General features: G+C 56.2%; 23 protein-coding genes and 2 pseudogenes. 19 read left to right on the top strand and 6 right to left on the bottom strand.

Annotated features, from left to right (window positions below; all coding sequences use genetic code 11):
• Positions 1-114: 114 nt before the first annotated feature.
• From SD70_RS40485 to SD70_RS24230, 3 genes and pseudogenes are all read right to left on the bottom strand, one after another.
• Positions 115-219, bottom strand: a pseudogene (locus SD70_RS40485) (DNA mismatch repair protein MutT); the annotation flags it as partial.
• A gap of 21 nt (positions 220-240) precedes the next feature.
• The gene (locus SD70_RS24235; protein WP_041050469.1) at positions 241-804 is read right to left on the bottom strand and encodes a GNAT family N-acetyltransferase; all 564 of its coding nucleotides are present in this window, start codon (positions 802-804) and stop codon (positions 241-243) included.
• Positions 805-843: 39 nt separating this feature from the next.
• Positions 844-1,794 (bottom strand): class I SAM-dependent methyltransferase, encoded by a 951-nt coding sequence (locus SD70_RS24230; RefSeq protein WP_052487831.1) that lies wholly within the window; start codon positions 1,792-1,794, stop codon positions 844-846.
• A gap of 398 nt (positions 1,795-2,192) precedes the next feature.
• On the opposite strand from SD70_RS24230, the gene SD70_RS38535 reads away from it, so the two are divergent.
• The 16 genes and pseudogenes from SD70_RS38535 (at position 2,193) to SD70_RS24160 (ending at position 15,841) form a co-directional block, all read left to right on the top strand.
• The gene (locus SD70_RS38535; protein ID WP_231571486.1) at positions 2,193-2,396 is read left to right on the top strand and encodes a hypothetical protein; all 204 of its coding nucleotides are present in this window, start codon (positions 2,193-2,195) and stop codon (positions 2,394-2,396) included.
• Positions 2,393-3,031 (top strand): alkaline phosphatase family protein, encoded by a 639-nt coding sequence (locus SD70_RS24225; RefSeq protein WP_231571484.1) that lies wholly within the window; start codon positions 2,393-2,395, stop codon positions 3,029-3,031. The genes SD70_RS38535 and SD70_RS24225 overlap by 4 nt, the downstream gene beginning before the upstream one ends.
• Complete coding sequence (locus tag SD70_RS36310; RefSeq protein WP_156158167.1) at positions 3,028-3,171, top strand: hypothetical protein; 144 nt, start codon at positions 3,028-3,030, stop codon at positions 3,169-3,171. Before SD70_RS24225 ends, SD70_RS36310 begins: the two co-directional genes overlap by 4 nt.
• Before the next feature lie 12 nt (positions 3,172-3,183).
• Entirely contained in the window at positions 3,184-4,041 is an 858-nt protein-coding gene (locus SD70_RS24220; RefSeq protein WP_041050467.1) for a DMT family transporter, read from the top strand.
• Between the two features lie 77 nt (positions 4,042-4,118).
• Entirely contained in the window at positions 4,119-4,904 is a 786-nt protein-coding gene (locus tag SD70_RS24215) for a DeoR/GlpR family DNA-binding transcription regulator (RefSeq protein ID WP_041050465.1), read from the top strand.
• 592 nt (positions 4,905-5,496) lie between these two features.
• Entirely contained in the window at positions 5,497-6,300 is an 804-nt protein-coding gene (locus tag SD70_RS24210) for a putative protein N(5)-glutamine methyltransferase (RefSeq protein WP_197081159.1), read from the top strand.
• A 109-nt stretch (positions 6,301-6,409) separates the two neighbouring features.
• On the top strand, positions 6,410-6,676 hold the full coding sequence (locus SD70_RS36305; RefSeq protein WP_156158166.1) for a hypothetical protein: 267 nt from the start codon (positions 6,410-6,412) through the stop codon (positions 6,674-6,676).
• Positions 6,677-7,059: 383 nt separating this feature from the next.
• Positions 7,060-7,341, top strand: a complete 282-nt coding sequence (locus tag SD70_RS24195) for an ArsR/SmtB family transcription factor (RefSeq protein ID WP_041050459.1) — start codon at positions 7,060-7,062, stop codon at positions 7,339-7,341.
• 68 nt (positions 7,342-7,409) lie between these two features.
• Positions 7,410-8,614, top strand: a pseudogene (locus tag SD70_RS24190) (MFS transporter).
• A 178-nt stretch (positions 8,615-8,792) separates the two neighbouring features.
• A complete protein-coding gene (locus SD70_RS24185) occupies positions 8,793-9,350 on the top strand; it encodes a carbohydrate ABC transporter permease (RefSeq protein ID WP_052487830.1) in 558 nt (185 codons plus the stop codon).
• A complete protein-coding gene (locus tag SD70_RS33895; protein ID WP_052487829.1) occupies positions 9,341-9,649 on the top strand; it encodes an ABC transporter permease subunit in 309 nt (102 codons plus the stop codon). The genes SD70_RS24185 and SD70_RS33895 overlap by 10 nt, the downstream gene beginning before the upstream one ends.
• Before the next feature lie 23 nt (positions 9,650-9,672).
• Positions 9,673-10,707 (top strand): extracellular solute-binding protein, encoded by a 1,035-nt coding sequence (locus SD70_RS24180; protein ID WP_041050457.1) that lies wholly within the window; start codon positions 9,673-9,675, stop codon positions 10,705-10,707.
• A 106-nt stretch (positions 10,708-10,813) separates the two neighbouring features.
• Positions 10,814-11,254 carry a hypothetical protein gene (locus tag SD70_RS24175; RefSeq protein WP_041050455.1) on the top strand — a complete coding sequence of 147 codons (441 nt, stop codon included), beginning with the start codon at positions 10,814-10,816 and terminating at the stop codon, positions 11,252-11,254.
• Positions 11,255-11,305: 51 nt separating this feature from the next.
• Entirely contained in the window at positions 11,306-13,549 is a 2,244-nt protein-coding gene (locus SD70_RS24170; RefSeq protein ID WP_041050453.1) for an AraC family transcriptional regulator, read from the top strand.
• A 20-nt stretch (positions 13,550-13,569) separates the two neighbouring features.
• Complete coding sequence (locus tag SD70_RS24165; RefSeq protein ID WP_052487828.1) at positions 13,570-14,451, top strand: ABC transporter permease; 882 nt, start codon at positions 13,570-13,572, stop codon at positions 14,449-14,451.
• Positions 14,452-14,479: 28 nt separating this feature from the next.
• Positions 14,480-15,841, top strand: coding sequence for a sulfatase-like hydrolase/transferase (locus SD70_RS24160; RefSeq protein WP_041050451.1), 1,362 nt, complete (start codon positions 14,480-14,482; stop codon positions 15,839-15,841).
• Between the two features lie 148 nt (positions 15,842-15,989).
• Here the strand turns inward: SD70_RS24160 and SD70_RS24155 are convergent, their stop codons facing one another.
• Complete coding sequence (locus SD70_RS24155) at positions 15,990-16,592, bottom strand: histidine phosphatase family protein (protein WP_041050449.1); 603 nt, start codon at positions 16,590-16,592, stop codon at positions 15,990-15,992.
• Positions 16,593-16,715: 123 nt separating this feature from the next.
• Here SD70_RS24155 and SD70_RS38530 point away from each other — a divergent pair, with 123 nt between their 5' ends.
• Together SD70_RS38530 and SD70_RS24150 are read left to right on the top strand one after the other, a co-directional pair.
• Entirely contained in the window at positions 16,716-16,820 is a 105-nt protein-coding gene (locus SD70_RS38530) for a putative holin-like toxin (protein ID WP_231571482.1), read from the top strand.
• Between the two features lie 240 nt (positions 16,821-17,060).
• Positions 17,061-17,552 (top strand): NUDIX hydrolase, encoded by a 492-nt coding sequence (locus SD70_RS24150; RefSeq protein ID WP_041050448.1) that lies wholly within the window; start codon positions 17,061-17,063, stop codon positions 17,550-17,552.
• 81 nt (positions 17,553-17,633) lie between these two features.
• On the opposite strand, the gene SD70_RS24145 is transcribed toward SD70_RS24150, so the two are convergent.
• Positions 17,634-19,496 (bottom strand): heparinase II/III family protein, encoded by a 1,863-nt coding sequence (locus SD70_RS24145; protein ID WP_041050446.1) that lies wholly within the window; start codon positions 19,494-19,496, stop codon positions 17,634-17,636.
• A 168-nt stretch (positions 19,497-19,664) separates the two neighbouring features.
• Positions 19,665-20,162, bottom strand: a complete 498-nt coding sequence (locus SD70_RS24140) for a hypothetical protein (protein WP_041050503.1) — start codon at positions 20,160-20,162, stop codon at positions 19,665-19,667.
• A gap of 223 nt (positions 20,163-20,385) precedes the next feature.
• On the opposite strand from SD70_RS24140, the gene SD70_RS24135 reads away from it, so the two are divergent.
• Complete coding sequence (locus SD70_RS24135) at positions 20,386-21,360, top strand: bile acid:sodium symporter family protein (RefSeq protein ID WP_041050444.1); 975 nt, start codon at positions 20,386-20,388, stop codon at positions 21,358-21,360.
• Positions 21,361-21,364 lie beyond the last annotated feature (4 nt).

Raw genomic sequence — 21,364 nt, 5'->3', positions numbered from 1 at the left:
TTACACTTCTGCTATTTTTAACCATTTTCATTTGCGGGAGGGGTTATGATGCGCAAAAGGATGCTAACGCGGAATCGCAATTTACGGGCGAACCGCAGCCGGTGGACCAGAGACGTCGATTTTGCCTCCGGTGGCGATATAGCCGGGGAACCCGCGCTGATCCGGCCTGTTGATGAGAAGCACCCGATCGCGATCCTCGACCATAGTCATCGTGTACATTTTATAGGTTGATCTATTGCGTCAATGCTGCCCTTCCTTCCGGCGCTGCAGCCATTCGTCGCGAAGCATCCCATAGACGACATGGTCGACGTAATGGTCGTAGAGCCATTCGGCTTGCCGAATCTTCCCTTCGTTCGTAAAGCCCAGTCTTTCCGGAATCGCTCTGCTCCGGGCGTTGAATTCCGCTGCCCGAATCTCGGCCCGGTTGAGCTCCAGCTCACCAAACACATAGTCCAAAATGGCGCCGCAAGCCAATGTCATAATGCCGCGCCGTTGGAAATCAGCCCCAAGCCAATAGCCGATGGACGTCTTTCGGTTGCCCCAGTCGATGTTATGGAGACCGATGCAGCCCGCCATTTGGCCCCGGTAGAAGACCCCGAAGTTGCCGCCGTTGGCATTGGCGAAATGCTGCAGCGAGGTGCGGATAAAAGCTTCGCTGTCCTCCATGCCCCGCGTGCCGTTCAGCCAAGGCAGCCATTCGCGCAGACGGTCCCGGTTCCGGTCCGTCAGCCGGTACAGCTCCTCCGCGTGTCTCGTTTCAAGCAGCTCCAAATGCACTTCATCGTTGATCTGATGCCGAAGCATGTCGCTTCCCTCCATTTGTAATCGATTAGCCGGCCATCATTATGTGCCGTGTTTGCCATCCCTCGCCACCGTACCGAACGTAATTTTCATGCCGGGGGCATACGTCACGTACGAATCCTCGTGGAACGTTTCCGCAAAACGCAGCTCCGCCTCGTATTGCTCGCGAGCCTCCTGTGATGTTAAGCCGCGAGCCGTCAAGCTTTGCACGATCTCCTCCGCCTGGCCCGGGGGCTCGCCCAGCCCTTCGGCCCTGAGCGCCTTATAAAGCTTTTGTTTATGCTCCGCAGCCATATTCGGCTCCAACACATTGACTTTGTCGCTTATTCTGCATTGAACGTCCTGCAGACCGAGCTGGCTGAAATAGATCGGCAATTTGCCTCCGATATTGCCGTCTTTCCCGCTTCGCTCGGCGTCCTTCTCGTACAGCTGCTGCAAAATTCCCAGCTTCACGACGCTTGACTGTTCCAGCCCGCCGACCGTGCAGCCCGACATATTCGAAATCCAGTGCGGCTCGAAGCAAATGACCTTGCCCCCGTCCACGACGCAATCGGCCATTTTCCGCAGCACGCTCTTCACATCTGACATATGCAGCAGTACGGCGTGGCACAGGGCGATATCATATTTTCGCTCCAACCGGACTTCCTCGATATCGGCTACCAGAAATTCGGCGGAATGGCGGTGACGCTCAAACTTGCTCCTGGCCGCTTCGATTAACCGGACGCCTTTATCAATGCCGGTATATGTCGAGCCCTCCGGCAAAAGCGGGAGAAGCTTCAACCCCAGAAATCCGTATCCGCAGCCGAAGTCAATGACGCTCACCGGCTTCCGGATGCGCCAGACGCTGTGCACGAGAAATTCGATATAGTCGTCGTTGTAATAAAGGCCGCGCGTTTCGGCCAAATAGTCGATCTTCCGATCCCAGTCGTACTCCGGCTCGATCTTCTTTTCGCAGCAGACGAGCCTGACTTCTGCGGGCCTGGTTCGCGTCATGTCCACCCTCCTTATTCCCGGTGATTTCCGGGAAAAGAAATAACGCCCCGGCTTGCGGCTGGAGCGAATATTGGAGAAAAACACCCTGTTACCTCATACTAAGGGATTTGTATTCGATTGATCAAGTGAAAGGTTTTTGCTTTTTATTGTTTTTAATTGTTTTTCGTTGACCAACTCTCATACGGCAAGTATGATAAGGGTAAAAGCCCAGGCCGCCAAAGAAAAAAGGGCTGCGCTACGGATCGGGAATGTGGGTCTCCGGCTGCCTTGAACTCGTGTTCCAATAATTATTGGAATACGAGTTCAAAAGCGCACGCTACGCTCATAGGCCCACATTCCCATCCTCCGCTCCGCCTTACACCGGCATCCTGGAGAAAAATGAAACCGGAGGACGCTTCATGGAAACGATAAGCCGAGTAGTCATTATTGGTTGGGACGGAGCGGGCAACTTCGTCAAGGACGCGAACACTCCGAATCTGGATCGTCTCGTGCGCAGCGGGGCCGGGGCGTTGTCGCTCGATGCCCGGACCGCTTCGCCCACGATCAGCGCGCAGTGCTGGGGATCGCTCATGCACGGCGTAAGCCGGATAAGCACGGATTGACTAACGACAAAGCCGCTCAGGAAACGTACCCGGACGATTCGCCGTACCCTTCCGTTTTCCGGGTGGCCCGCGACGCTTTTCCGGAGGCGAAGCTGGCGGCGTTCAGCGCCTGGAATCCGATCAATCACGGTATCATCGAATCGTCCATTGGCGTTCACAAGCTATCGCTTAAGGACCGGGAGCTTGCTCAGGCGGCAGCTGCCTATATCCGCGAAAATCCCGATCTGAAGCTTATGTATGTCGAGCTGGATTATCCTGACGCGGCAGGGCATCAGAGCGGCTACAATACGCCGGAGCAACTGCGGGCGATCGAAGAAGCGGACGAGAACACAGGCGTTATTTTGCAAGCGATGGAGGAAATGGATCTGCTGAAAGATAGCCTGGTTATTGTCGTGTCCGACCATGGCGGAGGCGGCGAGCACCCGCAGCAGCACGGCAGCGATCACCCGCTCGACAAAACGATTTTCTGGGCATGCGCCGGCCCCGGAGTTATTCCCGATACGACGATACCGGACGGCATAACCATTATGGATACGGCAGCGGTCGTCGCTTATGCGCTCGGGCTTGACGCGCCGCCGACGTGGGAAGCGAAATTGCCGAGAGGGCTGTTTGCGGAGGCGGGGACCGAGCGATGATGCAACGCCTGCCTTTCCTGCCGGACGGCGTCTTCACGTTCGACCCATTTATCGATATTCACCGGCGTAACGGCCATTCGGCCGGCAGCGGTTCCGCATTGTCCGAACCCCCGGTCCATCGTGGCAAGCACGTCAACTAAGGAGGTGGCCGCATGCTGGCCTTTTCATTGTTACTCGTCATCTGCTCGGGGCTCGCGCATGCCATATGGAATTTTCTGGCAAAAACACACGACGACAAAGCCGCCTTCCTCTGGATCATTCTCGTGCCGAGCAACGCGATTCTTCTCGTATACGCAGCGCTGGAAATTGCCCGCAAAGGGCTGCCGTGGGAGGGGATCGTGCTTGCCATTTTATCGATGACGGTTCAGGGGTTGTATGCCAGCCTGCTGACCCATACATATAAAATGGGCGATTTGTCGCAAGTGTATCCGATCATGAGAGGCACCTCGACGCTGCTCGTCCCGATCATCGGCGTCGTGTTTTTGTCGGAATCGCTGCATGCTTACGGCTGGGCGGGCATCGTATGCATGATCGCCGGATTCGCCGTCATGAGCGGATGGTCGCCTCGCTCCGGGGATAGCGGCATTGCGCTCAAGCCGTTGCTGCTGGCGTTGTCCGTCGGGTTATGCACGACGAGCTACACGCTGATCGACAAAATGTTCCTGCAGTATCTCTCCCCGCTGTCGCTGCTCGGCATCGCGAATATCGGCTTTATGGCCGGCATTACGCGCGCCGTATTGCCCTTCGGCCGGGTTCGCCGGGTCTGGCGGCAGCATCGCGCCACCGTGCTGATCGGATCATTGCTTTCGCCGGGATCGTATTTGCTGTTTTTGTTTGCGATGGAGCACGCGCCCGTTTCGAACATCGCCCCGCTGCGCGAAGTCGGCATCGTGTTCGGTACGTTGCTCGGCCTGTTGTTCCTGAAAGAGCGGCATCACCTCCGGAGACTGGCCGCTTCCGCAGTTATCGTGGCGGGCATCTTCCTCATTGCCGTTCTCGGGACGACTTGAGACGCGCCCCGTTGTCCGGTACACTGGCGTTACAGCAATTTCGGACAGCTCGCAAACAGCGCGGAAGGAGTTATATCGTGTCTCTCATAGGCGAACAACGCAAACGAACTATTCTCGATCTGCTCCATGCGAAAGGGAACGTCACTTCGTCCGCTTTGGTCCGTCAGCTTGGCGTATCGAAAGAAACGGTACGAAAGTATCTGGACGAGCTGGAGCAAGAAGGCCTGCTCAGAAAAGTGTACGGAGGTGCGATCGCGCTGTCCGCCAGCCGCGACGAGCCGCCCTATCTGGAGCGAATGACGCTGCACCGCGACGAAAAAAACAAGATTGGCCGGCGTGCGGCCACTCTTGTTCAAGACGGGGACGTCTTGTTTTTGGATGAAGGAACGACTCTTATGGCGATGATTCCGTATTTGGTTCAGCGCGGGCTAACGATATTGACCAACTTTTTTCCCTCCGCATCGCTGCTGATCGAGCGGCTTCATCAAGGCCGTTTCGACGGGCGCGTCATTTTTCTGGGGGGAGAGATTCAGGCCGAACACGCCCGCACCGCCGGATCGATGACCGAGGAATGGCTGGACCGCCATTATGTCGACAAAGCGTTCATTTCCGTCGACGGCCTCCATGCGGACGCCGGACTGACGAGCATCGACGCCGGCAAAGCAGGCGTGTCCCGCAAAGCGGTCATGCACGCGGCGGAAGCGATCGCCGTCGCCGACTTTTCCAAGCTGGGGCTGCGTTACCCGTATAAAATTCACGATCTGACAGGAATATCCCGCATCGTCTGCGATCAATGCCCGCCAAAGGAATGGTCCGGCACGCTCAAGAGGCGGGACATCGTCTGGGAAGCTGCCGATAATTAGGTGTGGCGCCTGCTTTGCTTGCAGACCGTTACGTCAACCGACCTACAGATCGGGGTTAAGCGCACGAATAAGGGATGTGGTTTCCCGTGACGATGCGGCTGCTTCCTTGTTGGATTTCGTCCAATGCTTCCAAGCCAAATGCAAGGTTAAACTTATGTTCATTCCAGCGCCCGGGACTTCAAGTGGGTGCCGGCCCGCGCATTTGCGGAAAGCGTCTTCGAACGGACGTAAAATGCGTTATTTTCGTTTTTCACTTGTGTGATGAGTTGAAGCGGACACAGAATCCGTTATCTGCCGAGTCATGTGGGCAGTAGGGCAGATTTTTCAGAAATAACGTACCCTGTGTCCGCTACGGCCAGAAAATCCGCCGTTTTGTCTAGATAACGTACCTGTAGTCCGTTACAACCCAGCGACCAAAATTTCTTTTAAAGAACGTAATACTAGTTCAGAATAGCCGCCGACTCGAAATGATCGGCGGCCTTCTCCGCTTCCAGCAGGATAGTTGTTTATAACGAATTTGTACCTGTCCATTAACGTGCGGGCGGGGATACAATGATGTATATAGTTTCAAAACGAGGGGATAAGATCATTTTTGAATCATATCGACTTTCATGACGATGCCGGTTACACACTTGTCGTCACCAGGCTTCGGGCTGCCGGTTGTGTTTTCGCCGAAGAGGAAGCCCGGCTGCTCATTGCCGCGGCACGGACGCCCGCCGAACTCGCCGCCATGGCGGATCGGCGTATCGCCGGCTTGCCCCTCGAGCATATCATCGGCTGGGCGGAGTTTTGCGGCCTGCGGATCACGGTAGACCCGGGAGTGTTCGTACCCCGCCGCCGCACCGAGTTTCTTGTCCGCCAGGCCGCCGCTTTCGCCCGGCCGGGAGCCGTCGTCGTGGACTTGTGCTGCGGCTCGGGAGCGCTGGGGGTCGCGCTGGCCGCTGCCCTCGGGCGAATCGAACTGCACTCCGCCGACATCGATCCCGCCGCGGTGCGGTGCGCCCGCCGCAACGTTGCCGACGTTCTTGGCCGCGTGTACGAAGGCGATCTATACGAACCGCTGCCCGCCACGCTGCGGGGCCGCGTCGACATTCTCGTCGCTAACACACCGTACGTGCCCACCGAGGCGATCAGACTGCTCCCCCCGGAGGCACGCCTGCATGAGGCGCGGGTTGCACTCGACGGAGGTGCGGACGGGCTTGACGTGCAGCGGCGGGTGGCAGCCGAAGCGCCGCTCTGGCTGGCGCCGGGCGGTCACCTGCTGGTCGAGGCCAGCGGGCGGCAGGCGCCGCAAACCGTCGAGATCTTCGCCCGCAGCGGGCTAACCCCGCAGGTGATCGGCTCCGACGAGCTGGACGCCACCGTCGTCATCGGCACAAGACCGGCCGCAGGATAAGACGGGAGGCGGGGCGTCAATCGCTGCCGCCTCCACTACCTCCGCCTCCGCCCCCACCGCCATCGAATCCGCTGCTGCCGCTATCGAAGCTTCCGCCGCCGCCCGCATCATGATGGCCGTGGTGGTGGTGATGGGCATTGCCGTTATTGTGGTGATGGTGATGATGATGATGTCTGTGGTGCTGGTCATTGTCATCCGTCGAACCGATCACCGGCGGCAGCCATGTATGTTCATGATGGGTGCGGCTGCTCCTGCCTCCGCCGGCTTTGCGGAAAATATTCGAAAAAATGATCAAAATAAACGCAATGACGAAAAAAGTAAAGAAGCCCATGTTCAATCGCCCCTGTCAACGTTCATAGACCGTATCTTAACTTGAAGAGCACATTTGGCAACTTCTTTCCGAAACAGCTCATTTCGTATGGAACCGTCCCGCGCAAAGCATGCATCGCTGGTTATCAGATGATATAAGGCGTTTTTCGCCGCTTCATGAGCCATCTTCTCACATTGCAGCAAAAATAAGCAAATGCTGTAACAGTCACTTTCGTACTGCCGTAATACCGAAATGCGGTCGTGTAACCTCACAGTCCTCACCAGCTTATCCATGTTCCATTCCAGATACATCCATTTTATCCTTTTTGGTTTGCGCCCGGCAGTACTAATTTTTTATAGTACCGAAGCACCTGTTTACATTCGGGCAAAAGTATGGTATTTTTATTTCGATGATTTTAGAAATATTGATACAGGCAAGGTGACGCTATCATGTTCGACAACAGCGTAGAACTTCGTCAAGCCGTCAAAATTTACAAGGCGCTCGGAGAACCGACCCGGCTCAAAATCGCCCTGCTCCTTACCGAGGAGAAAAATTTGTGCTGCTCCGATATTATGGGCAAGCTGGAATCGGTCGCCGGCTCGACGCTGTCGCACCACCTGAAGCAGCTGACGGATTGCGGCCTGCTGGATCTTCGCAAGGACGGAACGTACATTTACTACAGCGTGAACCGCGAAGTCGCGCAAAAGTATGCGCCGTATTTGCTGGAATAATTTTTTGTCGCTATTTCTATATTTTTAGAAATATAAAATTAAAGAGAGTGGAGAGGAGTTTCCTACCTATGTCAACCGCTTGGAAAATTTACATGCTGGCCGTCGTCTGCTTTTTGGTCGGCACTTCGGAGTTCATGATCGCAGGCATTTTGGATAAAATCGCCGGCGACATCGGAGTTTCAGTGTCGGCGGCAGGCCAGCTCATCACCGTTTTCTCGCTTTCCTACGCTTTCGGCACGCCTTTCCTTATGGCCGCGACGGCACGCCTGGAGCAGCGGAAGCTGCTGCTCTACGCGCTCGGCGTATTCGTAGCAGGCAACGCCATCGCCGTACTTTTGCCGGGATTTGCGTTTCTCGTCGCATCGCGGATCATATTGGCGGTCAGCACCGGGGTTTTCGTTGTTACGGCCTTGACCGTAGCTTCCAAGATGCTCCGCCCGAAAAGAAAGGAAGCGCCATAGCCACGCTCATTATGGGGTTCAGCACAGCGCTGATCGTCGGCGTTCCTATCGGCAGAGTGATCGCTTCCGTCTACAATTGGAAGGCGACGTTCGCTGGAATCGGCGTACTCGGGCTTCTCGCCATGCTCGCCATTTCCTTTGCGATCCCGCGCACGGGCAGCGAGGAACCGGTGCCGCTCCGCAAGCAGCTGGCCCTCTTGAAGGAGCCGAAAATCGCTATCGCATTGTCGGTAACCTTTTTCTGGATCGGCGGGTATTCCATCGCCTACACGTACATTTCGCCGTTTTTGCTCTCGGTTACGGGGATGAGCGAAAAGACCGTCAGCGCGGGGCTGTTCGCTTTCGGCATCGCCAGCTTGATCGGTTCCAAGCTCGGGGGCTACGGCACGGACAAATGGGGCTTCCGCCGCACGCTGATCGGCGGCATGCTGCTGCACGCCGTCAGTCTCGTCCTGCTGTCGCTTGCCGCCCACTCTCCGGCCATCGTGTTCCCGCTGCTCATGCTGTGGTCGTTCGCAGCCTGGTCATCGGGCCCGACGCAGCAGTATCATTTGATTACACTGGCCCCGGAAGCTTCCGGCATCATGCTCAGCCTGAACACTTCGGTCGTGCAGCTGGCCATGGCTGCCGGCGCGGGAATCGGAGGCATCGTCGTGAAGCAGGCGTCGCTGGCGTCGATCAGCTGGATCGGAGCGGCCGGAGTCGCCGTTGCCGCAGGGACGGCTGCCATCTCCCTTGGACTGTCCCGATCGCGGTCGCGCGTTAAAGCCGAAAAAGCCGGAAACCAACAATTGCAAAAGGCGGGGGCCTGAAGCCCTCGCTTTTTGCTTTATAATAGCGAGCCGGGACAGCGAATTCGTCACGAATTTAACATGATGTCAAAAAGTGATTATTTCCGAACGGCCTCCTCCCCGCGTACAATTTGAAATGTAGAAATGTAAGCGCAATCATTTCTGGGGATATCATCTGGGCGGGAAGGAGGTAAATGGATTGAGCGACAGAGGATCCGGTCTCTTTAACGTTGTGAACAGCTTATTGCTGGTAGCCATCGCGTTTCTTACGATTTACCCGATGTGGCGGGAGCTGTGCATATCGTTCAGCTCTATGGCCGAAGCGATGAAGGGCGGCGCCTTTTTGTGGCCGCGGAACTTTACTCTGAGCGCATATACGGCCGTCCTGACATCGCAGTATTTATGGCTCGCCTACCTGAACAGCGTTTTGGTCACGGTCGGAGGTACGCTGCTTGGGGTTCTCTTGACGGCCATGACCGCTTATCCGCTGGTCAAAGCCGGGCTTCCGGCGAAAAACGCGATCCTTTCCGGCATCCTGTTTACGATGCTGTTCAGCGGAGGCATCATTCCGACGTATTTGCTGGTCAAGCAGCTGGGACTTCTCAATACGTTATGGTCGTTAATTTTGCCGACGTCAATCAGCGCTTTTAACGTCATCATCATGATGAGCTTTTTCCGCACCATTCCGGCTGAACTGGAAGAGTCGGCGATGATGGACGGGGCCGGCCGATCCGTATTTTTTTCACGATGGTGCTGAAGCTGTCCAAGCCGGTGCTCGCTACCATATCGGTCTGGGAAGCGGTCGGATACTGGAACAATTACTTGCACGCGCTCTTTTATTTGAACGACAAGCACCATTATACGCTGCCGCTGCTGCTGAAAGATATTATCGCAGGCCAGGCGCTGGCGCAGACGACCGGCGAACTTACCGGCTCCTCGACGGAATCCGTTATCGCGGCGACGATCGTGATCTCGGTCGTGCCGATTTTATGCGTGTATCCGTTTTTGCAAAAGCATTTTGTGAAAGGCACTTTGATCGGTGCCGTTAAATCGTAGCTGTCCAAGGAGGTCAATTCCGAATGAGAAAAGCACTCCCGCTTATGCTGTCGCTCGCGCTGACCGCAGGCCTTGCCGCCGCTTGCAGCAATTCGAACAACACCGGCGGAGCGGACAAAAGCGGCCAACCGTCCAACGCGCCTTCTGCATCCTCCTCATCGCCGCAGCCAGAAAAAAAGATAACGTACAACATTTTCCGGAACTTCAACTCTCCCGAGTATCCCGAAGACGGAGGCCCGGCGAAAAAGATCGTGCTTGATGCTCTGGCCAAAGCCGGACTTACCGGCATCGATTACAAAGTTACGCTCGCCTCGGGGCCTGATTACGCCACAAAACTGAACCTGTTCGCCGCTTCCGGCAATCTTCCCGATTACTTCAGCATCGACGTGCAGACGATGGCCCGTTTTGCCGATCAGGGGCTCATTCTTCCGCTCGACGATTTGCTGAAGAACGCCCCGAACGTCATGAAGGTGATCAAGCAGGGGGATCTCGACAATTTGAAATACAACGGCAAAATTTATGCGTTGCCGGTCGGCTACCGGCCTGAACCGTTCAACGGGCCGAATACGGAAGGTCTCGTGATCCGCAAAGACTGGCTCGACAATTTGGGGCTGAAGGAGCCGACGACGATCGCCGAGCTGCACGACGTGCTGAAGGCGTTCGTGACGCAGGACCCCGACAAGAACGGCAAAAACGACACGGTCGGCCTCTCCGCCAGCAAGACGGCGTTCTTCAATTTCGTGTTCGGCAGCTTCGGCGTTATTCCTGCGGCGGGCAACGGGGCCGGCGGACAGGCGCTGTACTGGAGCGAGCGCGACGGTCAGCTCAAGCCGAACGTGGTGCTGCCGGAAACGAAGCAAGCGCTGGCGCTGCTGCAAAGCTGGTATAAAGAAGGGCTGATCGATCCGGAGTTTCTGGTGAACGAATCCAAACAAGTGCAGGAGAAAGTGATCAGCTCCAAAACCGGCGTTTATGAAGGCAGCGCCTTCGACGGCGACCCGAAGCAGCCGGTGTTCAGCTCGCTGCTGAAAGCGACGCCGACCGCCAAGCTGAATTGATACGCGCCCCGGCAGGCCGGACGGCAAAAGAGGATGGCCGCAAAGCGCGCCATCGTACGGCGACGTCCGGGCGATTTCGGCCAAAGCCAGCGATCCGGCCCGGCTGATGAAGCTGATCGACTGGTCGGTAGGCGATGGCTTCAATCTGGTCACGTACGGGGAAGAAGGCAAGGATTTCACGGCCGAACCGGCGAAAAACAAAATCAACATGCTGGTCGGGTCGTATTCCGATCTTTACAAGAAAGGATTCTCCAACCCGATCCGCTTCCTGCAAGTGGTCGACCGCCGCTGGATGGCCGACGATTCCGTGCAAGGCATGATGGTTACGAACGACGAAAAAAATATTATCAAAAACCAGTTCTGGAAAACGGTTCCGGCCATGACCGATTACCCGGATTTGACCAAATTGTGGAGCGAATATTTCGCCAAGATCGTAACGGGCGCTTACCCTGTCGACAAATTCGACGAATTCGTTCAGAAATTCAACCAGCAAGGCGGCCAGGAAATTACGAAGCAAGTAAATGCGGAATGGAAAAAAACGAAATAACCGCTGCTGCGCCATAAGCATCGCTTCGCAAAACTTTTAGGAGGGGGCGCCATGTTTAACAAGCTGATGGTATCTTATATGGCAACCGTGCTGCTGCTGACGGCCTTGACCGCTTCGTTATACATGGGCTACTACTCTTACGGGCTTAAACAGGGATACCGGAACGCGTCAAACGACGCCATCCAAAGCGTCCAATCGCAGATTGACATCCTGACCCAAAACATCGACTCTCTCATTATGCAGCTGTCCCTTACGGGAAGCGCCACCGACGCTTTAAGCCATCCTTACAACATGTCGATGCTGCAATACCGGGATTTAAAAGAAGAGCTGCGCAATCGGATGTCCGCCAACAGCTTGCTGGATTCGATGTATTTATACTCCCGGATCGGGGATAGAGTGCTCACGACCGGGGAGGGACTCTACGATCTGAACGGATTTTACGATCGCGACATCGTTCGGCAGGCGGCGGCCGATACCGGCGGGAGCAAACGGATTGTGCTGCGGGAGCTGGTGGACCCGTTCAAACCGGTCCGCTCCGACGTGATCACGTTCATTCAGCCGCTTCCGATCATTGCCAAAGAGCCATGGGGCTATCTGATCGTCAACGTCAAAAAAGACGAATTCATGCATGTCGCGCAGCTCGGGCATTCCGAGGTGCTCGTGCTGGACAGCCGATCGCTCGGCGTCATGTCCGGCGGCTCTTATCCCGGGCTGCCGGACATGATGCGCGCCATGCTTCGCTCGGGTCCGGACGTCAAATCTTCTTCCGTGAGCGAAGTGGAAATCGGGCAAACGCGATATTTTCTCGCTTACAGCCGGCAACCGGGCAAGCCTTGGATGCTGGTCAGCCTCCTTCCTGCCAGCGGTTACTGGACCAAAATAACCGATAAGCTCGCGGAGGTGCTGCGCATTTGCGCTGTCGTGCTGCTTATCGGAGTCATACCGGCATACGTCTTTTCGCGGCGGATGTACCGGCCTTGGAAGCAGATCGTGTCCTCCTACTTCCCCGCCGCCCTTGCGAGCAGAAGCAAAGACGAGAGCTTGCTGGTGAGCGAATCGATCCGCGCCTTGATCGAGGAGAACCGCAGCATCCGGCTTACGCTGGAGCAGAGCGAACCGATCATTCGGCACCGGCTCGTTTACGATATACTGGCCAACAGCTTGTTCGAGGCTGCGACGATTGAAACCCGGCTCCTCGAGATCGGCGTCGCTTTCCCGCATCCGTGCTATGCGGCCCTCGTCGTCGTGTCGGATTTGCGCGAATACGAAGGAAGAGACAATTACAACCGCAATAAGCTGCTGCTCTTTACCATGATCGAAAATACGCTCGGCAAGCATTTGTTTCTGCTTGGCACGATTTTGGAAAACAACAATTTCGGCTTCATACTCAATCTGAGCGAAGTGCGCTACCATGACGAACTCAAGAAGCGGCTGCGCCAGCTCGGAGACTACATCAACCGGATCGCGCTGGACGAATGGGGCGTATCGCTGCAATTCGCATTCGGCAACATCTATGGCAAGCTGAGCGATATTCATTCGTCCTACATGGAGGCGAAGCGGGTCGTCAACTGCAAGGCGCTGATCAGCGAGACGGACGTCGTGTTTTTCCAGGACATTCAGAGCGATGACGGCCTGGACTACCCGCTCCAGCTGCAAAACGAGCTCATCCGCCACGTGCTCGCCTGCGACCGCGACAAAGCGGGCAGCGCGATTGCCGTTCTGTTCCGCGACTACGTGCACAATATGAAATATCCGCGCGAATCGGTGCAGGAGATGATCGTCATGCTGATGAGCGCACTGCGGCAGCGCCTGTTCGAAGAAGGCTTTCCCGTCCAGCAGCTCCGCTTCCGCTCCGGCATGGTGGGCGAAAGCCGCAACCACATCGAGCTGAAGAAGCTGCTGGAGGGCCATATTCGGGAAATTATTAACCAGATCGAAAGCTGGAAAGGCAACCGGAACGATAATTTGTATATCGCCAAAGCGATACAATACATGAAAGCCCACTATGCGGAAATCGAGTCCGTGCAAGATATCGCGGCACACGTGGGCCTCAGCAGCAGCTATTTGACCCGCATGTTCCGCAGCGAAGCGGGGATGCCTCCGCTCGATATGCTAACCCGCATCCGGATCGAAGCGAGCAAGGAGCTGCTCAAGGAAAACGATTATAAATATTCGCTTCAGGAAATTTGCCTTCGCATCGGCTACCGCGATGTGCAAAGCTTTATCCGGTTTTTCAAGAAGCTGGAAACCGTCACGCCCGGCGAATATCGCAAAATGCTGCTCCACCAAAAATAACGCCTGAAGGAGGAACCCGTATGCAGCGCACGTGGCGGCGGTTTTGGCCTTATTATGTTCTGCTGCTTCCCGGCATCGTCTTTTTCATTCTGTTCAAATACGTCCCGATGGGCGGCATTATTATCGCCTTCAAAGAATATAAGTTGGGGCAAGGCATACTCGGCAGCGATTGGGCCGGCCTGAAATGGTTCCGGATCCTGTTCGGCGACTCCGGATTTTGGATCGCATTCCGCAATACGATCATCATCAGCTTCTACAAACTGATCTTCGGGTTCCCGGCGCCGATCGTGCTGGCGATCATGCTGAACGAAGTGGCGAACGGATGGTTCAAGCGCACGATTCAAACGATCGTTTATTTTCCGCATTTTCTGTCTTGGGTCGTTCTCGGCGGCATTCTCATTACGATTCTCTCGCCTACGACAGGGCTCGTGAGCTGGTTCGGGGCGAAAGGCTCGCCGCTGGCCAGCCCCGAACATTTTCGCTCGCTGCTCGTCTGGTCCGGCATATGGAAGGAAGCCGGCTGGAACACGATCATTTATTTGGCGGCGATTGCCGGCATCAACCCGGAAATGTACGAGGCGGCGAGAATCGACGGCGCTTCGCGCTGGAAGCTGATCCGCCACATCACGCTGCCCTCGATCGCCGGCACCATTGTCGTTATGCTCATTTTGCGCACCGGATACATTATGCAGGCGGGATTCGATCAAATCTACATCCTTTACAATCCGGTCGTCTATAGCGTGGCGGACATTCTGGATACGTACGTATACCGCAACGGCTTGACCATTGGGCGCTTCGCCTTTGCGACGGCCGCGGGTTTGTTCCAATCGGCTGCCGGCTTGCTGCTGCTAATCTTCGCCAACTGGTCGGCAAAACGAATCAGCAATCAGGGCTTGTGGTAAAGAAGCTGTTACAGGAGGTTGAACCGTCATGCAAATGCAGAGCAACAATCGTCCCAACGTCATCGTATTTTTCACCGACCAGCAGCGGTGGGACAGCACAGGGGTGCACGGCAATCCGCTGGGTCTGACCCCGAATTTCGACCGCATGGCTAAGGAAGGCACTCATCTGTACCATACGTTTACGTGCCAGCCTGTGTGCGGTCCGGCGCGTTCCTGTCTTCAGACCGGCAAATACGCCACGGCTACCGGCTGTTACCGGAACAGCATCCCGCTTCCCAAGGGCAGCAAGACGCTGGCCCACTATTTCCGCGAGGCCGGGTACCGCACCGGCTATATCGGCAAATGGCATTTGGCGGCAGACGAGCCGGTACCCGAGGAGCAGCGCGGGGGCTACGAAGACTGGCTCGCCGCCAACTTGCTCGAATTTTCGTCGGACGCTTACGATCTGGTCATGTACAACAACGATAACGAGGAAGTGAAGCTGCCGGGCTATCGGGTCGATGCCCAGACCGACGCGGCGATACGTTATATCGATCAGAACCGGCACCGGCCCTTCTTTTTGTTCCTGTCCTACATCGAGCCCCATCATCAAAATCATCTGGACAACTATCCTGCACCGGACGGCTACGAGAGCACCTATACCGGAAAATGGATGCCGCCGGATTTGGCTGCGTTGGGCGGAACGGCGCATCAGCATTTAGGCGGTTATTACGGCATGATCAAGCGGCTCGACGAAGCGTTCGGCCGGCTGCAGGACGCGTTAAAAAGCTTGAAGCTGACCGACAATACTATCATCCTGTTTACTTCCGACCACGGATGCCATTTCAAAACGAGAAATTCGGAATACAAACGGTCCTGTCACGAAAGCTCGATTCGCGTGCCGGCGGCGTTAACAGGCGCCATGTTTCAGGGCGGAGGGGAAATTCGGGAGCTGGTCAGCTTGATCGACCTCCCTCCGACGCTGCTCGATGCCGCTGGAATTCCAGTGCCCGAAACGATGCAAGGGAGATCGGTTCTTCCGCTGCTGAAAGGCCTGAAGGAAGGATGGCAGCAAGAGGTGTACGTGCAAATCAGCGAATCGCAGGTCGGGCGTGCTATCCGCACCGGCCGGTGGAAATACAGCGTCTTGGCGCCGGATAAGAACGGATGGAAAGACGCCGGCTCGGATACGTATACGGAGGAGTTTTTATACGATCTGCACGCCGACCCGCACGAGCTGACCAACTTAATCGGCTTGGAGGCGTATGCGGATGTAACGCGGGATTTGCGCAGCCGGCTTATCGCTCGGATGACGGCGGCCGGTGAAGACGCTCCGCGCATCGAACCGGCCCCGAGCCGCAAAAGCGGCCAGCGGCTCGTGTCGATAGAGGAAGCGCGAGTGAAGCTGTAAGCAGATGAATGGCGGGATTAGCTGAACGGGGAGCCGGATAGCTACTCCACTAAATCGGACGGATCCGTTTTTATGCTCAATACCATTCAGCTCTTCTTAATAGCCTTGTTCGTGTTCGTCAATTATTGCGATTGTTCTGCTAGTTTCCTTACTCTCGCAAAATCGAGCGCCCGTCCGGCCATAACCGCTCGACTCGCCTTAACTCCGTTCCTTCAAATTCCAGCCGGTATATATCCGGTTTGGACGTCTGCTGCCAAAATGCAAAGCCGTAACGGGAATCGAAATAATTCATAATGATCGTCATTATATTTCCGTGCGTGCCGATCGCGATTTTCCGGCCTTTATAGTCGGACAGCAGCCGCAAAATGACGGGAAGGGCCCGCTCCTGCGCCTCTCTTGTCGTCTCTCCTTCCGGCAAGCAGAAATCGATATCGGCAAACGACTTTTCAATTGCTGCGAGCAGCTGCTCCTCGGGAACCGCATAGTTCAGGCTGGCAATCGGTCTTTCAACCAGTTCGTCATATCGAACAATTTCTTTCCGCAGTAGCTCTGCCAGCGGAGCGACCGTTTCCACCGCGCGAAAATACGAGCTGGACACGATCACATCGATTCCTTCGTTCATGAGCAGCTCAGCCGCTCTTCTCGCGTCCGATTTGCCTTGCTCGGAGAGATGCGAACCTCCCGCTCCACGTTCAAGCTCCACTGAAAACGGGGCTACCGCATGGCGGACAAAATATAGGTATGTTTGCATACGGCCTCCTTGTCACGCTTGTGGCTGTGGCTATCACACTGAGGATCGATTTGCTGTAATTGGAGTGCAATAGAATAGGCTTGCAAGGGCGGCCGGCTAGTCTCCCGGAAGGGAGGTGATGCCATGGAGGTATTTCAAGCGCTGCAATTGACGTTCCTGTTCGGAATGTTTATTCTGGCGCTTCTTGCCTACCTGAAAAAGAAACAGACCGCCCTCGGTCAAAGGTAGCGGTCTATTTCTGCCGTAACACCTGAGTTCAAGCCTACCGCCCTTAAAAGCGGCTATTGCATCGGGAGTCGTGTTAGCCGCACGGCTCCCTTTGCATTGTACGCATTTCTTGGCCCCAGTATACCACAAGGATGGCCTGTTGGAATAGAGAGCAGCACTCAATTGATATTGTCACTATGCTGTATATCGAATTCCATTTTATAATCTAGGCATATGCATTGATTACAAGGAGCGGGGAGCATGAGCAAAACGATTTATGCCAATTGGGGTGGGCACAACGTCAAACTGACCTGGATTCTTTCCGATACCTTGCCCGATATTACGAAAGTGACGAGCGTTCACGGGTATTGCTTTTACCAAGGCAAAGTGCTGCTGGTTCATGTAAAAGGCAGAGGGTTCGACATTCCCGGCGGTCACGTAGAACAAGGCGAATCACCGGAGCAGGCGTTCCACCGCGAAGCATATGAGGAAGGCTATGTCAAAGGAGAGCTCCGATACCTGGGCATGATCGAAGTCAGTCACGAAGATAACCCTCTATACCAGCCTGGCGGCAAGTACCCGCTCGTTGGATACCAGTTGTTTTACAGAATGGATATCGATCAGAGCTTGCCGTTTCAACGCGAGAACGAATCCACCTCGCGCATATGGGTCGAGCCCGAAGAAATTGCTTACGTGATGAACGACCATGAGTTGTCCTTGCTGGTATTGGAAGAAGCGTTAAAGAGGGGCTAACCGCCGGCAGTTACTTTAATGTCGTAATCCTCCTGGGGGTCCCTTTTAATACCGTTAAACGAATGAGAATGCGCCCCCCCACTATGAACAGAACTGAAACGTGAATGTCACGGCAATTTCCGGCTGCGGCCGCAGCACGGCGAAGTCCAAAGCATACCACACCGTTTCCTTCCCGAAGTGATTGCGGTACGTACTTCTGCGCACGATCGGCTCAAGCTGCCGTTCATCGTAGCGGATGGCCAGCTTGCGCCCCGTCTCGGATCGCATAGCAACGACCCCTCCCCCTTCGGCAACCGGCTCGATCATCGTAACGAATCGCTCTACAATGCCGGCAGGCTGAGCCTTGAACGCAAAACGATCCTCCAGCACGAGCAGCGGCTTCTCGGCCTTATGCCACGCAAACTTTCTGACGAGCGAGCGCAGCTGCGTCAGGCCGTACGCCTTCGCCAGTTCCAGCTCGAACACAATTCTGTCCTCACCCACGAATATATCGAGACACTGGGCAGCGCTGGCGGTGCCCTCTGTCTGAAACCGTCCCTCAGCTATAGGGACAGAGTGACCTTGCGAGCCGTTGCAGTCGAACGAAAAGCGTTCCGGCCCGAAATAACGGTCCGTATATTCGCCGCTCCCCAAATCGCAGAGGAACACTTCCCCGCAGCACGTAAGGATAAAATGCCCCAGATCGTTATGGTTATGAGGCTCGCCGTTATGTCCGCCTTTAGCGGCAAAGCCGTAGGTTCCGTCTGCAGACTCATAGCGGGATACGAGCCACTGCGCGTCAGGCAGGAAGTAATCGGCCGCCTCCCAGCGGGTGCCGCTTTTGGCCGGATCGAACCACAGCAAGTTGCGCAGCGCCGGAGCCCAACGGCTGCAATGATCTTCGGTATAAGGGGCGCGAAGCTGCAGAGGAGGAGACGCAACTTCCCCCGGATACAAGCACGCCAAATAGTGGGTGAGCCCGATGTTCACGTTGGCGCGCTGCAAGCAATCCGAGAAGTTTACCGTAATATCGCCCTCCAAATACGCTTTTTGCTGGAACTGGGCGATGCGGCGCACCTTCTCGCTTTGGAACAAATCGATAGCGCCCCGCGTACGTTTGTGCAGCAAATCCGCAAAATAGATAAAAAATCCGAAGCCGTAGTTCCAATACCCGACACTTTCAAGACAAGCACCATCATCGCCGAATCCTGCCAAATAACAGTCCATGCTGGCCAGCGCCTTCTCCACAATCGGTGCGAGCTGTTCCGGAGCCTCGATCAGGTGCAGCGCCGCGGAAGCGATCGAACCGGCACACACCGCAGCCCAATTATTTTCGCTCGTCTCCCAGTGGTACGGTCCGTGCAGCAAGTAAGGCTTGAAAATCCGCTGCACGACTTCCTCGACAATTCGGCTCCGCAGCAAGGCAGGAAGGCGCGGCTCGGTGAGGCGCACGATTTCGCATAGCGCAAAGCCGGTCTCGGCAGCGAACAAATCGATGCGCGTGCCCCGCTCCCGCCGGCTCCACTCGGAGCTGTCTACGTCAAACGTCTGCCCGCCGTCGGTTTCCAGCGAACCCTTAAGGTGAGCCGGCAAGCACCACGTATATTCGTTGCAGATCGACCACAGAATGTCTTCCAGCGCCTCCCGGTAATTCCGGTTCTCCGGCTCGATCAGCGCGAGCAGCGCCATCGTCGTCAGCCTTCTTCGCTTCTCGAAGTATACTTTTTCGAACTCCAGCCTGTTGCCGCTTCGCTCGAACATGGCAAACAGCGAGTAGGTCAGCTCCGGAATCGGCTCCCGCAGGAGACGTTCGCCCTCCGCCCGAATTTCCTCCACAGCCGCCCGGTATTCCTCCGCATCGCGCAGGCGCCGCCAATATTGTTGCGGATCTGTGCCGTCCGGAAACAGCAGCCGGGCATTGTGCGGCGTTTCCGTCAGGCAAGCTGACAATTGTCCCCTGTCCATAGGTCAAGTTCTCCTTTAGCTCATCGTGCCGTTTCTCGTCCAGCCTTTTCACATGCCGATAGTCAACATTATACTTGCCGTCCGTTCCGTACACGTGGCAGATTATTGACCTGTTTTGAAATATTTTGACTTTATCGCTGCCGGCAACCGCCTGAGCGCGCTGTGCCGTCAGGTGCCGCTATTCCGGCGCCGTTTCTCAATGGCATGTACGCCCATAACGACGACGATCCATTCCGCAGTCGGCAGCTCCGACCTGTTGTGCAGCACGTAAGCGGCCGGCGCGAAAAATCCGTTCGTTCTCGTGAAGCTCGCCACAGTCTCCCCCTGCTCGTTCTCGATCGCATATTCGCGCGAGAACGGCTCGGATACGACGCTGAACGTGCCGTGCCGCTCATGCTCGAACTCGAACTTCTCGGCAAAGAAGGCGAAACGCGCCCGGAGCTGCCCGACCTCGGTCCCGTCCCTGCCCGTGACATGCCACGTATTGGAGAAAAATCGGAACTTGCCGGACGCCAGCTCGTTGCCCGACAAATCGAGCACGGCGACGCCCGCCGTAAATATATCCTGAAGATCGAGCCGCCCGATCCGTTTCTCAGCCCCGTCCCAAATATCGGTCAAGCCCGCGTCCCAAAAATTCCCTTGCACGTATACGGTTTGCGCATCCATACCCGTCCCCCCTTTTTTCGCTTGCTTGACGCCCCCGTTAGTCCGGCGGCCGCTGCTCTTCATAACGGACAGCAGTGTCCGAAAGTTCCAACGAACGCGCATTTTTTCATAGTCAAGCAAGATTCGCTATGATAAAATGAAATGAAGTTCCATCTCCAGAAACCTCATCTCACACAATGAAACAACGTTGCCGATTTCTCACCTGCAGAGAAGAGGTGCCTCAATGCTCGCCAAAATCAACGCCTATCTCGAAAAAATCATGCCGCTCATAACGCCGACCAGCGTCGTGCTGGGCATCGTTTTCTCCGCTTGGCTGAGCCCGTATCAAGGGTGGTCGACGGCTTTGTTCGGCTTTATGACATTCGCCGGCAGCTTGCGCTCCGGCTTCGGCGACCTGCTCAAAGTAGCGTTCAAACCCGGCCCGCTCGTCGCCGCACTGCTCCTGCTGCATGCCGTCATGCCGCTCGCCGCTTGGGGACTGGCGCATGCCGCGTTTGCCGGCGATCCGCTCACCATCACCGGCATCGTGATCGCCGCCGCGATCCCGACCGGCGTTACGAGCATGATGTGGGTGACGATCTACCGCGGCAGCGTCCCGCTGACGCTGTCGATCATTCTCGCCGATACGCTGCTCGCTCCTTTCGTCGTGCCGGCCACCATGCAGTTGCTCGTCGGCAGCAAGGTGGCGATCGATGCGGTCGGGATGATGAAGGGACTTTTGTGGATGATCGTCTTGCCGTCGCTGCTCGGCATGGCGCTGCACCATGTGACGCGAGGCCGGATCCACGCTCAATGGAGCGGCCGCCTGGCGCCGTTCTCGAAGCTGGCGATGGCGCTCGTGATCGCCTTGAACGGCGCCGTGATCGCTCCTTATTTGCGCCATCCGAGCCTGCATCTGCTCGGTTTGGCCGTATTCGTGCTGCTCGTTGCCTCCCTCGGCTATGTGCTGGGCCGGCTGGCGGCGGTGCTGCTGCGGCTAGACCGCAGCGACTCCGTGGCGATGATGTTTAACGGCGGCATGCGCAACATCAGTGCCGGCGCCGTCATCGCCATCGCCTATTTCCCCGGGCCGGCGGCGATCCCGGTCGTGCTCGGCATGCTGTTCCAGCAAACGCTCGCCTCCGTATTCGGTTATGTCTTCTATCGCAAGCAATCCGCAGCTTATGATACACTGGAGACAGCAACCCGAGGGCGATAAAGCC

This window comes from Gordoniibacillus kamchatkensis, assembly GCF_000829455.1.
In the GTDB taxonomy this organism is placed as follows: domain Bacteria; phylum Bacillota; class Bacilli; order Paenibacillales; family NBRC-103111; genus Gordoniibacillus; species Gordoniibacillus kamchatkensis.
The sequence above is the reverse complement of the archived record's forward strand: the minus strand, read 5'-3'. Positions and strand labels throughout refer to the sequence as shown.

What these genes read in the sequence shown, in the direction of transcription:
- SD70_RS24235 (WP_041050469.1), bottom strand. Translation starts at nt 804, where the DNA reads ATGCTTCGGCATCAGATCAACGATGAAGTGCATTTGGAGCTGCTTGAA.
- SD70_RS24230 (WP_052487831.1), bottom strand. Translation starts at nt 1,794, where the DNA reads ATGACGCGAACCAGGCCCGCAGAAGTCAGGCTCGTCTGCTGCGAAAAG.
- SD70_RS38535 (WP_231571486.1), top strand. Translation starts at nt 2,193, where the DNA reads ATGGAAACGATAAGCCGAGTAGTCATTATTGGTTGGGACGGAGCGGGC.
- SD70_RS36310 (WP_156158167.1), top strand. Translation starts at nt 3,028, where the DNA reads ATGATGCAACGCCTGCCTTTCCTGCCGGACGGCGTCTTCACGTTCGAC.
- SD70_RS24220 (WP_041050467.1), top strand. Translation starts at nt 3,184, where the DNA reads ATGCTGGCCTTTTCATTGTTACTCGTCATCTGCTCGGGGCTCGCGCAT.
- SD70_RS36305 (WP_156158166.1), top strand. Translation starts at nt 6,410, where the DNA reads ATGATGGCCGTGGTGGTGGTGATGGGCATTGCCGTTATTGTGGTGATG.
- SD70_RS24195 (WP_041050459.1), top strand. Translation starts at nt 7,060, where the DNA reads ATGTTCGACAACAGCGTAGAACTTCGTCAAGCCGTCAAAATTTACAAG.
- SD70_RS33895 (WP_052487829.1), top strand. Translation starts at nt 9,341, where the DNA reads ATGGTGCTGAAGCTGTCCAAGCCGGTGCTCGCTACCATATCGGTCTGG.
- SD70_RS24180 (WP_041050457.1), top strand. Translation starts at nt 9,673, where the DNA reads ATGAGAAAAGCACTCCCGCTTATGCTGTCGCTCGCGCTGACCGCAGGC.
- SD70_RS24175 (WP_041050455.1), top strand. Translation starts at nt 10,814, where the DNA reads ATGAAGCTGATCGACTGGTCGGTAGGCGATGGCTTCAATCTGGTCACG.
- SD70_RS24170 (WP_041050453.1), top strand. Translation starts at nt 11,306, where the DNA reads ATGTTTAACAAGCTGATGGTATCTTATATGGCAACCGTGCTGCTGCTG.
- SD70_RS24165 (WP_052487828.1), top strand. Translation starts at nt 13,570, where the DNA reads ATGCAGCGCACGTGGCGGCGGTTTTGGCCTTATTATGTTCTGCTGCTT.
- SD70_RS24160 (WP_041050451.1), top strand. Translation starts at nt 14,480, where the DNA reads ATGCAAATGCAGAGCAACAATCGTCCCAACGTCATCGTATTTTTCACC.
- SD70_RS24155 (WP_041050449.1), bottom strand. Translation starts at nt 16,592, where the DNA reads ATGCAAACATACCTATATTTTGTCCGCCATGCGGTAGCCCCGTTTTCA.
- SD70_RS38530 (WP_231571482.1), top strand. Translation starts at nt 16,716, where the DNA reads ATGGAGGTATTTCAAGCGCTGCAATTGACGTTCCTGTTCGGAATGTTT.
- SD70_RS24150 (WP_041050448.1), top strand. Translation starts at nt 17,061, where the DNA reads ATGAGCAAAACGATTTATGCCAATTGGGGTGGGCACAACGTCAAACTG.
- SD70_RS24145 (WP_041050446.1), bottom strand. Translation starts at nt 19,496, where the DNA reads ATGGACAGGGGACAATTGTCAGCTTGCCTGACGGAAACGCCGCACAAT.
- SD70_RS24140 (WP_041050503.1), bottom strand. Translation starts at nt 20,162, where the DNA reads ATGGATGCGCAAACCGTATACGTGCAAGGGAATTTTTGGGACGCGGGC.
- SD70_RS24135 (WP_041050444.1), top strand. Translation starts at nt 20,386, where the DNA reads ATGCTCGCCAAAATCAACGCCTATCTCGAAAAAATCATGCCGCTCATA.